The sequence below is a fragment of the Frankia sp. CcCS3 genome, assembly GCF_977927575.1.
The window spans coordinates 1-12,551 of the sequence record NZ_CDWRCL010000109.1; the positions used below are offsets into that span (position 1 = coordinate 1).

The following is a 12,551-nucleotide window of genomic DNA, read 5'->3' on the forward strand; positions in this document are numbered from 1 at the left end:
GCTTAACTTCGAAGAGCCGGTATCGCCCGCGCCGCGCTGGACGACGCGCTGCGTTACGCCCAGGAACGCGAGGCCTTCGGCAAGCCGATCTGGAAACACCAGTCCATCGGCAACTATCTCGCCGACATGGCCACCAAGTACACCGCTGCCCGCCAGCTCGTCCTCCTGGCCGCCGACCGCTACGACGCCGGCGAGCGATGCGACCTGGAAGCCGGGATGGCCAAGCTGTTCGCCTCGGAAACCGCGATGGAGATCGCGCTCAACGCGGTCCGGGTGCACGGCGGCTACGGCTCCTCCACCGAGTTCGACGTCGAACGCTACTTCCGCGACGCCCCACTCATGATCATCGGCGAAGGCACCAACGAGATCCAACGCAACGTCATCGCCGCCCAGCTCATCGCCCGAGGGGGAATCACCGTTACATGAGAGCGATGGATAGCGATGTTCATGCCGCCTCGCCTCTCGGTGAGGCACCCCCGGTCTGACCCGCTGGCGCGGTGCCGGGTTCCCGCTTCACAGCCACCGGCCCCGCAGGCGGGGTCTTACGGTCGACTCCACGGGCAGTTTTAACGTCGCCGATGTACTGGCGGTCGACGAGGTTATGCAGGTTGACCGCGGCGTTGGCGTCGCGGTCGATCGCCAGCCCGCAGGACTGGCAGTGAAAGGTGCGGTCGGCCAGGGTCAGGCTTGGGTTTCGCCAGCCACAGCCGGAGCAGGTCTTCGAGCTTGGATACCAGCGGTCCGCGACGACCAGCCGCGACCCGTACCAGATGGTCTTGTAGGCGAGCTGCCTGCGGATCTCGGCCAGGCCGGTGTCGGACACGGCGCGGGCGAGGCGCCGGTTGCGGACCATCCCGGCGACGTGCAGATCCTCCACCACGATCACATCGTGGGACGTCGCGAGTCGGGTCGTGAGCTTGTGAAGCCCGTCGCGGCGCTGGTTCGCCACCCGAGCGTGGATCTTCGCGAGGTGCGCGGCCCGCTGGTGTCGGCCAGCGCTTCCCGGCTTCAACCGGGCGTAGGCCCGCGACGCGCGCCGCAGCCTGCGCAGCGAACAGGCGAGCGGCTTCGGGTTGGCGACCTGCTCGCCGGTGGAGAGGACGGCGAGGTGGTGCACGCCTGCGTCGAGGCCGACCGTGCCGCTGCACCGCTGCACCGCTGCACCGCTGCACCGCTGCACCGCTGCACCGCTGCACCGCTGCACCGGCCGGATGATCCGGTGGTGATCCTGTGACCGGCGGGGGATGGCCGTTGCTGGTCCTGGACGGCGACGGCGCACTGATCACCAGCTTTCCGCGGGCGGAGTTCGACAAGGCCCACCGGTGGGCGCCTGCCCGGGCCGGGGAGCCGGTGGTGGAATTCCCGATCCTGGTGGAAGACCTGCTTGTACGGGTGACATGGACGATCGGCCGCACCTCGTGCACGGCAACCCGGTGGGGAGTGGTGCCGGACGGGCCGGTGACACCACCGGTGGGCTGTCTGCTCCACGGTGGCGCCCGGTCGGGGCGGAAGACACGATGACCCGGCTGTGGGAGGTAGAGACCGGGAACGTTCCGGACGTGGAACTCCCCGGCGGCGACGGGCTGCTCCTGGCCACGGCGGAGGACGGGGTGGCCACGGTGACGGTGCATCCCCGGACCTGGCCTGGCGGACCGTGCCCAACCCTCCACACTTTTCCGTCGCGACGTCGGCCCCCTCCCTACACTGGTTCCCGTGACGGCAGCGGTGGGCAAACGGCAGGCCGTGGTCGCGGTGCTGCTGAGGGCCGGTCGCGTACTGGTCATCCGGCGTGGGCCGCAGGCGCAGAGACCGGGCTACTGGGCTCCGCTGAGCGGCCGGATCGAGCCCGGCGAGAGCCAGGCGGCGGCGCTGGTTCGCGAGGTCCGCGAGGAGGTGGGGCTGGCGGTCACCCCCCTTGCGAAGGTCTGGGAATGCGACACCGACGACGGCAGCTACCAGCTGCACTGGTGGACCGCCGAGGTCGGATCCGACGAGGAACTGATCCTCGACCCGGGCGAGGTGAGCGACGCCCGCTGGGTGACGCCGCACGAGTTCACCCGGCTGGAGCTCACGTTCGCCGGTCACCACGAATTCTTCGAACGGGTGCTTCCGACCCTCGGTTAACCGGCTGTCCGATGTCGAGGCGGACCTGCCGGCGGGTCAGTGAGTGGGGTGGTGGTCGGCCGGCGGGGGTCCGGGGTTCGGGAGGCCGGCGGCGACGGCCCGGGCGCGGACACTGATATCGGCCTGGTCGGTGAACAGCCCGTCGATGCCCGTCTTGAGATAGGCGACCTGTTCGTCGACGGCCCGGCCGAGGTCGCTGGGGCTGGTGCCCACCTGGTAGTCCTTCGGGAGGAAGGTGTTCTCCGCGCGGAAGGTGTACGGATGCACCACCAACCCGGCGGCGTGGGCGTCGGTGACCAGGGAGGTCGGGGTACCCAGCGTCCCGTCCCCGGCCCGGGGGATGACCTGAAGCTTGTCCGGGCCGATGCCGTTCGCGTAGCGGGCGATCTGCCACAGCCCGGCTAGCGTCGACAGATCCTGGTACGTCCGCGGGTCGCCGGCATTGACGAGGTCGAACGGCGCGCCCGTGGCGGACAGCAGCTGTACCGAGGCCGTGCGCAGGCCGAGTGTACGCAGCTCGCAGAGATTCGTGGTCTCAAAGGACTGGACGTACACCGGCGCGCCCCGGTGGTTCAGGCCGTACCGGACCAGGATGTCCAGCAGCCGCCGCTCCAGGGGCAGGCCGGCCTTGGCGAAATAGGTCGGGTGCTTGGTCTCCGGGTAGACGCCGATCTCGCGGCCGAGTTCCCGGGACAGCCGGGCGCGTAGATCAAGCAGTTCGGTGAACGTCGGGATCTCGAACTGGCCGTCGTACCTGGTGTTCTGCGGGCGGACCTCGGGCAGCCGTTCCTTGGCGCGCAGCGTCTTCAGTTCGGCCAGGGTGAAGTCCTCGGTGAACCAGCCGGTGGTCGCGGCGCCGTCGAGAATCTTCGTCGTCCTGCGGGCGGCGAACTCGGGATGCGCGGCGACGTCGGTGGTTCCGCCGATCTCCGGCTCGTGCCGGCAGACCAGGACGCCGTCCCTGGTGGGCACGAGGTCCGGCTCGACGAAGTCGGCACCCAACCGGGCGGCCAGTTCGTAGGAGGCCAGGGTGTGCTCCGGACGGTAGCCGGACGCTCCTCGATGCCCGATCACCAGTGTCGGGCGGCGCTGGCCACCGCCGGAGCCGAGGGCGCCCGCCGGGGCGACCGACGCGGCTACCGGGGCGAGGAGAGGGACGGCGGCGAAAGGCGCTGCGACGATCCCCGCGAGCACGCGACGACGGTCCACAAGTCCTCCAGCGCAGCGGCGACGACCCTCGCCGACGGAGCGCCCATAAAGCCAACCGGGAACAGCCGACCAACGAACGGACCACGTGTTACCCGCCGTGGTCGCTCAGATGGCACTTTGATGAACCTGGCGCACGAACAGTCGGCCGTAACCATCAGCCGCGCGCAACGGTGACGACCTCGGCCAGTCCGCCTCCGTCGACGTGCGGACCGCGGTGGCACGAGCGGCCCTACGGCCGCCCGGTCGGTACGGGCCGCTACGGTATCGGGGTCGGCCCTGCCCGGCATGCAGGACGATGTAGATGATCAGAGAGGGTTTCGACCGGAGGGCGAGCGATCGCGGATCGCCGGAGTTCGACGACAGGATCCGAGCTACGCGTCGATAGGAGGAGCGGACGTGGTCGACTTCGTCCTTCTCCGGCACGCCCATGCCGGCGAGAAACACACGTGGCAGGGGCGCGACGAACACCGTCCGCTCAGCCGGCGCGGCCAGCGCGAGGCGCGGGCGGTAGTGGACCTCCTCCGGCCGATTCCGCTGGCGCGGATTCTCACCAGCCCGTACGTCCGCTGCGAGCAGACCGTCGAGCCGGTGGCGGCCGACCGGGGCCTGCCGGTGCAACGGTGTTCGGCCCTCGCGGTCGGCGCCTCGCCGTTCGACCTGCTCGCCGTGCTCACCCAGGACGACAGCGGGGACGCGGTGCTGTGCACGCACGGCGAGGTGATCCGCGTGCTGTTCGAGGCGTGGCGGCGGCAGGGCAGGACGACGCTGCCCGGCCCGGACGACTGCACCGCGAAGGGTGGTGCCTGGATCATCCGTGGTTATCCGGACCGCGAGGCCACCGCCCGTTACGTCGCTGTGCCGGGCAGCGGGGAACAGAACCCGCTCAGCCCGGGGCGGCCGACACCCGGACACCGCAGGTGAGGTTGGCCAGGTAGACCTGGGTGCGTCCGCTCGGGTCCAGCAGCAACGGCGGACCGCCGCGGGCCGCGGTGCCGAAGCTGATCTCCCGGCCGTCGGCGGCGTCGTGGAGCTGCAGCCCGCAGTCGTCCGAGCCGGCGAAGTCCACGACCTCGACCCGGACAAGGCCCGAGGGGACCTCGAACGCGTCGGTGTCGCCGGTGCCGGCCTGCTGGGCGAAGGGTAGGACGGCCGTCCCCGATCCGGAGCGGGCCGTCACCGAGCACCCGGGGTCGTTGGCCTGCCAGTGGAAGCCGCCGACAAGCGGTACCTGGAAGGTCTTCGCACCGTAGACCTCCTTGATCGTCTGCTGCTCGCCGGTGCTGTCGCTGGTCACGATGATCGTGCACCCGTTGTCGGTGCCTTCGATCTGGTCGATGATCGCGAGACGCCACGGCGCGTCGGCGGTGAAGGACTGCCGGCTACTCGTCGAGTTGTCCGCGCTCGAGTTGTCCGCGCTCGAGTTGTTGCCCCCGGCCACCAGCACGGTGGCGAGCGCCCCCGCGAGCGCGAGGACCACGACGGTGCCGGCGCCCACCAGCAGCCAGCGACGGCGACGGCGTGCCCGCGGCTCGGGTGCCGGGGTCTGCGGCGAACCCGGGATCTGCGGTGCAGCCGGTGGGGTGGGTGTCCGGGCTGCGTCGGGAAGGATGCGCGTCACTGGGATCTGCGCCCCCGGGCGTGACCGACGAGCCGCTCGCACAGGTCGAGCGCGGTAGGCCGTTGCGGCGGCTGGCGGTCGAGTGCCTCGCGGACGGGCGCGTGCAGCTCTGGAGCGAGCCGGTCGGAGTCGATCTGGAACTCGGCGGCCGCGATCCGCGACGCCACCGCGTCGGCGGAGCCGCTGCCGAACGGCGGCTGGCCGGTGGCGGCGAAGCAGACCAGTGCCCCCCAGCCGAACACGTCGCTGGCGGCGGTGACCTCCCCGCCCGTGGCCTGCTCCGGCGAGAGCCACCCGGGCGTGCCGACGACTCCGCCCACCGCGGTCAGCGGGCGCGCCTCGGCCGCCGCGGCGATCCCGAAGTCGATGACCTTCGGCCCGTCCGCGGTCCACAGCACATTGGACGGTTTGAGATCGCGGTGGATCAGGCCGGCCGCGTGGATGGACGCCAACGCCTCGGCGAGCCCGGCCGCCAGGATGATCTGCTCCCCGGTGGGTAGGGGGCCGGCCGCCGCGACCTGGGCGGCGAGGTCCGGGGCGTCGACGAACTCGGTGGCCAGCCATGGACGTTCGGCCTCCAGCTCGAAGTCGACGAGCCGGGCGGTGTGGGCACCGCCGACCCGGAAACACGCCTGGACCTCGCGATGGAATCGCGCCCGGAACTGCGGATCGTCGGCGTACTCCGGTCGGATCAACTTGACCGCGACCTGGCCGAGGGGACCCTCGGCCAGGTAGACCACACCCATCCCGCCGGCACCGAGCCTGCCCAGCACCCGGTGCCGGCCCAGTGACCCCGGATCCGTGGCCCGCGGTGGCTGCATCCTGACGCCGTGCGCGTCGCCCGGCACATCCACCCCCGTCTGCATCACCGCCGCCACCGGGCGGATCGCCCCACTATCGCCGAGGCCTGCGACGGTGACGAGAGCACCCCGACGATCGCTACTTTTCGTAGTCGTCGCACGCAACGAGGGTTCGCGACCGCCCCGCCGGCAGCCGTACCGGCCGGGCAGCCGAGGCGACGACAGCCGCGACGGCAGCTGTGACGTCCTACTGGCCGCCAGAGCTTGCACATGACGTCAACTTGGCGCCACCATGACGTCATGGACCTTGCGCCGTATGTCGAGAACCTCCGCCGAGAACTCGCGGCAGCCGCAGAAGCCGGGGGTGAGGACGCCCGCGCGCTGGCCGAGCGGCTCACTCTGCCCCTGGACTCGGCCGTCAGGCTCGCCCTGCTGGAGGCGCTGTCGGCCGCCGCCGACGAGATCACCCGAGAGTTGGCGCCGGGCTCGGTCGAGGTACGCCTGCGTGGGCGAGACCCTGATTTTGTCGTGACGCCACCGCCGACCGACCACTCGGGGGCGGACGACTTCAAGGCCGCCGTGGTCAGGCAACCGTCCGCCGCTCCAGAAGACGACGAGGGACGTACCTCGCGGATCACGCTACGCGTCCCCGAGCGTCTCAAACCGCGCATCGATGAAGCGGCCGAGCACGAAGGACTGTCCGTCAACGCCTGGCTGGTGCACGCCGTCTCCGCCGCGCTCGACCCTGGTGCCGCGGGACGGCGCACCGGTCCGCACGCGGGCCAGCAGCTGGGGCGGCGTTACAGCGGCTGGGTGCGCTAGCCGCGCCAGCGTTCACCGCGCCCGGGCAAGCCACGCCCGGGCTGACGACGCCACAAGGAGATCATCATGCCGACTTTCCGCACCCCCGAGCCGATCCTCGCCGTCATCGAACTCGGGACCGGCCACGTCCGGATCAACGCGAGCGACCGCGCCGACACGGTCGTGGAGGTACGCCCGAGCGACCCGTCGCACGACACCGACGTTCAGACGGCGCGAGAGACCCTCATCGAGTACGACGAAGGGAAGCTTCACCTCAGAGCACCCAGGAAGAAGGCCCGCTCGCTGTCCGGGCCGGACGGCTCCGTCACCGTGACAGTCGAGCTGCCCACCGGTTCGCGGGTCGACGCGAGCTCGATGACCAACATCCAGAGCACGGGCCGCCTGGGCGATTCCAGCTTCCACACCGCCACCGGCGACATTGACCTTGACCAGACCGGCAGGCTCCGGCTGGGGACCGCCGACGGGAACGTGTCCGTGGGCCGCACGACCGGGCACGCCGAGATCAAGACCTCGAACGGCATGATCCGGATCCGCGAGATCGATGGCTCGGCGGTAGTCAAGACGGCCAACGGGGGCGTCACCATCGGTGAGGTGACGGGGGACGCGCGGCTGATCACTGCCGCCGGTGCCATCACCGTCGACCGCGCGCTGGCGGGGGTCGAGGCCAGGACCGCCTCGGGCAGCGTGCGGATCGGCGAAGTGGTGCGCGGCGCAGTCGCGCTCGTATCCGGTTCCGGCCGGCTCGAAGTGGGAGTACGGAAAGGTACCGCCGCCCTGCTGGACGTCCGCTCGGGACGCGGCGGTGTGCACAGCGAACTGACCGCCATCCACGCCCCCGCGCCCACCGACGAGACCGTCGAGGTGCGCGCCCGTACCGGCGACGGCGACATCCTGATCCACCGTGCCTGACCATTCCCGAAGCGCGAGCCGGCCCGGCTACGCTTTCCGCCCGATGGCGCCGTAGCAGCTGACCTGGGCGTTGGTCAGGTCAGCGGGCACGGTGTCATCGGGCCGCCAGCGGTGTGCCACCTCCACCCCCGGGTCGACCAGCTCCAGCCCGGTGAACAGACGCTCGACCTCGGCGCGGCTGCGTAGCTGGGTGGAAATCCCCCGTTGCCGGTAGGCCTCGGCCGCCACCAGCAACGTGGGGTCGAAGTCGCCGGTGCCGTGGGTGAGAACGAGGTAGCTGCCGGACGGAAGCACGTCGACGAAGCGACGGAGAATGCCGTGCGGGTCGTCGGAGTCGGGGATGAAGTGGAAGATCGCGATCAGGGACAGGGCGATCGGCTAGGTGAGATCGAGGGTGTCGCGCAGTTCCGGGGCGGCCAGAATGCGCTCCGGGTCGCGCAGATCCGCGTCGAGGTAGGCGGTGCGGCCCTCGGGGGTGCTGGCGAGTAGGGCTCGGGCGTGGGTGAGGACGATCGGTACCACCCCCGGGTTGCACATGTCCGTTTTCTGAGGCTCATGCAGCGCCGGCCCGTCGGACGGCGAGATCGCGGCGGCTCAGTCAGGGGGTGTCGCGGTCACCCTGCGGATTATGAGATCTGTGAGTGTCGCGTCGGTGCTCCTGAATGAGGACCGTCAGGTTGAGGCCTGTGGCTCGACGTGACTCGCAGGAGATCCGGCCGCGTTCGTGTGCCCTCCCGACGACGCGTCCGTCGCTGTCATGGGCACCAGCCTGGTCCACCTGCTGGCCTGATCAGAAGCCTGTCCGCCGCTGGCGTGACTCCTCACAGAGCGCCGTTGGTGACTCCCAGCCAGGCCGGTGCGTTGTTGGCCGCACTCGGGAAGGGAGCACGACCAGGCCCATGCTGGCAGAGTGCGCCGCGCTCACGCCGGCACAGGGCCGACCGGAACGTGCCATGTCAGTGCCGCATGCCCAGTGGGACGGACGTGCATCATGGCGAGTCATGACCCGATAGTCATCTTTCCAACACGTTCCGCTCTTTCTGGGCACAGGGGTCCGACACGCCACGCAGCATCGTTCACCTAGAATCGTGATGTCAACGGGGGGAACCGTGCAGCAGGCAGCAATGAACGCAGGCACCGGGGCAAGCACCGCCGCCGTGACCGCGGCCAACGCCGCCGTCGTCGAGCGGTTCCGCTCAGTCGCGAGCATCCTGCCTGTCGATGACCGGGCGACGTTCGAGCTGGCCCAGGCGTTGGTGCGATGCGCCGACCGCCAGCGGGAACCGATGCGCGTCGCCGTCGCCGGCCAGATCAAGCGCGGCAAGTCGACCGTCGTCAACGCGATCGTCGGCGAGAAGGTCGCGCCGACCGGCCAGCTCGAATTGACCTTCAACGTCGTCGAGCTAGGTCACGCGCCGACTCGTTCCGTGCGGATCCATCTAATCGACAACACTGTGGTCGATTACCCGGCTGACCAGTTGGCGAAGCTGAGTGTCACCGCCGCGGCGGACCTTCATCTGCTCCGCGACATCCGCAAGATCGAGTTCGGTGCACCGATCGAGTTGCTCCGGTCGTTCCGGCTGGTCGACACGCCAGGTCTGGCGAGTCTGCACGGTGTCGACTCCGCGAACGCGGCGCGGTACCTCGGCATCACAGACCCGGTGGTCGCCGACCAGGTCACCGACGTGCTACGCGCGACCGGCCGGGATGCAAGCGCCGTGCACGCCGACAGCACGGCCGAGGTCGACCGCGCCGACGCCGTCGTCTTCCTGTTCAGTGGCGGGGTCGGCGAAACCGACCTAATCGCCGTGGACCGTTTCTCGGCGGGCGAGAGCGCCGCCGACGGCCGGGACGTCAACCCGCTCAAGGCGTTTGGCGTCCTGAGCCGCTGCGACGAACGGTACTGGCCGCCGGGGCCCGGCCTTCCCGGCAGTCCCACACCATGGGCCTACGACCCGATGGCTGACGGCGCCCGGCAGGTCGTCGACCGTCTGATGCGGGATCCGGTGGTGCAGCGACACTTCTACACGATCGTCCCCGTGGCCGGCATCGTCGCGAGCGGCGCGCAGACCGCGAGCAGCGAGCTGTTCAACGTGTTCGCCGACCTCAACCGCGAGCTTGGGCTCGAGGATCTTAGCGACCTGCTAGAAGATGCGGGGCGATTCGCGACCGAGGACCTCCCCGAGGTCGGCGTGCCGGCGGATCGGCGGGCGACGCTCGTTAACGAATTCGGCGTCTGGGGGGTGCTACGCGCCTGTCGCCACCTCAGGGACGACATGACGGAGGCGGAGGTGCGGGCACAGCTTGTCGTCGACAGTGGGGTGGCCCGCCTCCGCAAGCTGATCGTCGATCATTTCGGTAACCGCGCGGCGCTCATTAAGCTCGACCGGGGTCTCGGCGAAGTCCAGACCGCCGTCACCCGATGTCGGTCCGAGGCCGGACGGTCAGGGAGGTCACCGTCGCCCGAGGTCACGGCTGTGGCGGCGATGGTCGAGCAAACCCGCAGCGACGTTCACGGCTTCCGCGAACTCGCCGCGCTGCGGGACTACTACCGGGGCGTCCTGACCCTGACGGACAGCGAAGCGGTTGACCTGCTCACCGTGACTGGCGAACATGGTGTCAGCTGCGCGGCCCGGCTCGGGCTGAGCGAGGAGGCGTCACCCGCGGCGATGTCACGGCGGGCCGAGGAGCGGATCGGCGCATGGGCGCGCAGGTGCGCGCAGCCATTGCTCGACCTGCCGACCGCGAACGCGGCGAGGACAGTCCTGGCCAGCTACGAACGCTTATCGTACCGGGTCGCCGACGCCCGGCGCCTGCTCGAGACGACGGAGCTGTAAATGCCCGCGGCTGTGATGCCAGTCATCGCGCCCCCGCCGAGGAGAACGAACCGATGAGCCGGCGAATCAGGCTGTCACGCCTGCTTCCAGGCGCTGGCGCGCGGGCGGCACTGCGCGCGTCCGAAGCGGAGCTTGCCGAGACGCGGGCCGCGTTCGACGAGGAACGCGCGCGGACCACCGACCTACGAAACCGGCTCGAGGCCGCCGAACGCGACCTCGCCGACCTCGCCAGCGCACCGGACCAGCCCGCAGCGGACAGCGCGGGCGCCGTCAGCCTCGATCCGGCCAGCGCTGACCCACCCGGCCAGAACTCGGCTGGCCGAGACGAAGCCGGCCAGGGCCGGGCCAGCGTGGAACTCGGCGCCGACGCCGGTCGGGAAAGCCGGGCGCGGGAGCCAGCTTGGGCGGCCGAGCCGCATCCCGTCGTGGACCAGACCATCGCTCTCGTGGAGCAACTCGCTGATCTCACCAAACCAGAGCCGAGATCCGCCGAAGAGAACCTCGCGATAATGGAATGGTTGGGCGAGCAGGCGACGAAGGTGCTCGACCAGTACGACGTGGTCCGTATCACCGACGACGGTCCGGTCGACCCCGACCGACATGAAATCGTCGCCACCCGTACTACCGGGCAGGCGGACCTGGCCGAATGGATCGCCGCGACGGTGCGCCCTGGTTACGCCTGGCGCGGCCAGCTCCTCCGGCCCGCGGCGGTCGTCGTCTACAGGTAAGCCGACGAGGCTGGCCAGCCCGGCGGCGAACACTGAGAGCCGGATCCGCCGGGCGGCCACCGCGGCCTGCCGACCGGGAAGCCGCGCCGAACGGGGAGAAAGATGAGTGACCTGGAAGACCTCCGCGTTGAGGTTCTCGCAATGTTTCCGGAGGTTGTCGGCCTACTCGGCGACGACCTGTCGGAGGGCGGGCGGGCTCGGCTCGACCGGGCATGGGAGAAGCTTCGGTCGGGCCAATACAAGGTGGTCACCTGCGGCGAGTTCCGGCGGGGCAAGTCAAGCCTGCTCAATGCGATCGTGGAACGCAGCGGCCTGTTCCCGCTGGACGTGGACGTCACGACCTGCGTCGTCGTGACCCTGGAGTGGGGAGACACCGAGGGAGCGACGGTCTATTTCGCTGACCGACCAGCGATCCCTGTGCCGCTCGGAGAGGTGCGCGAGTACGTTACCGAGCAGGCCAATCCAGACAACCGCAAGAACATCCAGCGGGTGGCGATGACCGCGCCGATCGAGATCCTCTCGTCGGGGCTGGTGCTCGCGGACACACCTGGTGTCGGTTCCGACAACCCCGCGCACCGCGACGCCACCGTCAAGGTGCTGCCCGAGGCCGACGCGATCCTGTTCGTCTGTACCGCCACCGATCCGCTGTCGGCCAGCGAACTGCGCTTTCTCCGGGAGGACGCGTACCGCGCCTGCCCCGTGGTCGTCACCGCGGTCACCATGATCGACAAAAAGCCCGACCCGGCACCCGTCGTGGCCGCAGCCCGCGAACGAGTGGCCAAGGAGACCAACATCGCAGAGGCCGACGTCGTCGTCATGCCGGTGTCGGCGAACCGCAAATGGCGGGCGCTGGCCAAGAGCGACGAGGCAATGCTCGCGAAGTCAGGGCTGCCGGCACTCGAGGACCAGATGTGGAACGGCTTGGGTGCCACCTGCGGCGCCGCCCAGCTCGACGAGGCGATCGACGCGATGACCACCGAGATCCACCGCGTGGCCGAGATACTCCGCACCCAGTTGGCGGGCCTCGAAGGCACCGACGACGTCGAGGCGATGGAAGCGAAACTGCAAGACGCCATGGCGCAGGCCGACAACCTGACGAAGAAAGGCGCGCAATGGCGGCAGGACTTGGCCGAGGACGTCGATTTCAAAGCCCGTCCGATCCGCCGCAAGCTCGAAGTATCGCTGAGCGAGGAGCGGGCGGCGTTCCATGGCAAGGCAGACACTGACGAAGGCCGGTCGAATCCAGACAAGCTCGTGAGCGACACGACTCATACGATGACCGTCACATACCAGCAAGCGATATTGTCCTTCAACCGCGCCGCCGACGAGGTGACGAAAGAATACCGCGAGCTGACCAAGCTTTCGCTGGACGCACACGTCGCGAACTCCGAACCGTTTGTATCGGAGGTGAAGCTGTCGGACGACGCGCTCGAGGAGGACCGGGAGGGGTTCGTCGTGCGGTAAACATTCACCTGCTTTAGCGATCTTGCTGTGGGTGACGGTT

The 12,551-nt window shown here is 69.7% G+C and carries 11 protein-coding genes and 3 pseudogenes; 9 read left to right on the plus strand and 5 right to left on the minus strand.

The window, feature by feature from the left end; all coding sequences use genetic code 11:
* Positions 1 to 9: 9 nt before the first annotated feature.
* Positions 10 to 426 (plus strand): annotated as a pseudogene (locus AC08OQ_RS11430) (acyl-CoA dehydrogenase family protein); the annotation flags it as partial.
* Positions 427 to 445: 19 nt separating this feature from the next.
* Here AC08OQ_RS11430 and AC08OQ_RS11435 read toward each other — a convergent pair.
* A pseudogene (locus AC08OQ_RS11435) lies at positions 446 to 1,153 on the minus strand (RNA-guided endonuclease InsQ/TnpB family protein); the annotation flags it as partial.
* 77 nt (positions 1,154 to 1,230) lie between these two features.
* Here AC08OQ_RS11435 and AC08OQ_RS11440 point away from each other — a divergent pair.
* A complete protein-coding gene (locus AC08OQ_RS11440) occupies positions 1,231 to 1,521 on the plus strand; it encodes a hypothetical protein (protein WP_476600906.1) in 291 nt (96 codons plus the stop codon).
* A 192-nt stretch (positions 1,522 to 1,713) separates the two neighbouring features.
* Positions 1,714 to 2,124 carry an NUDIX hydrolase gene (locus AC08OQ_RS11445; protein WP_476593073.1) on the plus strand — a complete coding sequence of 137 codons (411 nt, stop codon included), beginning with the start codon at positions 1,714 to 1,716 and terminating at the stop codon, positions 2,122 to 2,124.
* Between the two features lie 36 nt (positions 2,125 to 2,160).
* Here AC08OQ_RS11445 and AC08OQ_RS11450 read toward each other — a convergent pair whose 3' ends face one another.
* Positions 2,161 to 3,333 (minus strand): glycerophosphodiester phosphodiesterase, encoded by a 1,173-nt coding sequence (locus tag AC08OQ_RS11450; protein ID WP_476600908.1) that lies wholly within the window; start codon positions 3,331 to 3,333, stop codon positions 2,161 to 2,163.
* A gap of 396 nt (positions 3,334 to 3,729) precedes the next feature.
* Between AC08OQ_RS11450 and AC08OQ_RS11455 the strand changes: the two genes are divergently transcribed.
* The gene (locus AC08OQ_RS11455) at positions 3,730 to 4,254 is read left to right on the plus strand and encodes a SixA phosphatase family protein (protein ID WP_462188432.1); all 525 of its coding nucleotides are present in this window, start codon (positions 3,730 to 3,732) and stop codon (positions 4,252 to 4,254) included.
* On the opposite strand, the gene AC08OQ_RS11460 is transcribed toward AC08OQ_RS11455, so the two are convergent.
* Together AC08OQ_RS11460 and AC08OQ_RS11465 are read right to left on the minus strand one after the other, a co-directional pair.
* On the minus strand, positions 4,217 to 4,951 hold the full coding sequence (locus AC08OQ_RS11460; RefSeq protein WP_476600910.1) for a hypothetical protein: 735 nt from the start codon (positions 4,949 to 4,951) through the stop codon (positions 4,217 to 4,219). The two genes, AC08OQ_RS11455 and AC08OQ_RS11460, sit on opposite strands and share 38 nt — an antisense overlap.
* Positions 4,948 to 5,817: a serine/threonine-protein kinase gene (locus AC08OQ_RS11465; RefSeq protein ID WP_476612033.1), complete on the minus strand. Its 870-nt coding sequence runs from the start codon at positions 5,815 to 5,817 to the stop codon at positions 4,948 to 4,950. The genes AC08OQ_RS11460 and AC08OQ_RS11465 overlap by 4 nt, the downstream gene beginning before the upstream one ends.
* Before the next feature lie 234 nt (positions 5,818 to 6,051).
* On the opposite strand from AC08OQ_RS11465, the gene AC08OQ_RS11470 reads away from it, so the two are divergent.
* Both AC08OQ_RS11470 and AC08OQ_RS11475 read left to right on the plus strand, forming a co-directional pair.
* Positions 6,052 to 6,573: a toxin-antitoxin system HicB family antitoxin gene (locus AC08OQ_RS11470; RefSeq protein WP_462188433.1), complete on the plus strand. Its 522-nt coding sequence runs from the start codon at positions 6,052 to 6,054 to the stop codon at positions 6,571 to 6,573.
* A 66-nt stretch (positions 6,574 to 6,639) separates the two neighbouring features.
* On the plus strand, positions 6,640 to 7,482 hold the full coding sequence (locus AC08OQ_RS11475; RefSeq protein ID WP_476600916.1) for a DUF4097 family beta strand repeat-containing protein: 843 nt from the start codon (positions 6,640 to 6,642) through the stop codon (positions 7,480 to 7,482).
* Positions 7,483 to 7,509: 27 nt separating this feature from the next.
* Here AC08OQ_RS11475 and AC08OQ_RS11480 read toward each other — a convergent pair.
* Positions 7,510 to 8,049, minus strand: a pseudogene (locus tag AC08OQ_RS11480) (SAM-dependent methyltransferase); the annotation flags it as partial.
* A gap of 557 nt (positions 8,050 to 8,606) precedes the next feature.
* Between AC08OQ_RS11480 and AC08OQ_RS11485 the strand changes: the two are divergent.
* From AC08OQ_RS11485 to AC08OQ_RS11495, 3 genes are all read left to right on the plus strand, one after another.
* Positions 8,607 to 10,319: a dynamin family protein gene (locus AC08OQ_RS11485; RefSeq protein WP_476600918.1), complete on the plus strand. Its 1,713-nt coding sequence runs from the start codon at positions 8,607 to 8,609 to the stop codon at positions 10,317 to 10,319.
* Between the two features lie 53 nt (positions 10,320 to 10,372).
* On the plus strand, positions 10,373 to 11,047 hold the full coding sequence (gene grpE / locus AC08OQ_RS11490) for a nucleotide exchange factor GrpE (protein ID WP_476600920.1): 675 nt from the start codon (positions 10,373 to 10,375) through the stop codon (positions 11,045 to 11,047).
* Between the two features lie 102 nt (positions 11,048 to 11,149).
* The gene (locus AC08OQ_RS11495; RefSeq protein ID WP_476600922.1) at positions 11,150 to 12,511 is read left to right on the plus strand and encodes a dynamin family protein; all 1,362 of its coding nucleotides are present in this window, start codon (positions 11,150 to 11,152) and stop codon (positions 12,509 to 12,511) included.
* Positions 12,512 to 12,551: the final 40 nt, after the last annotated feature.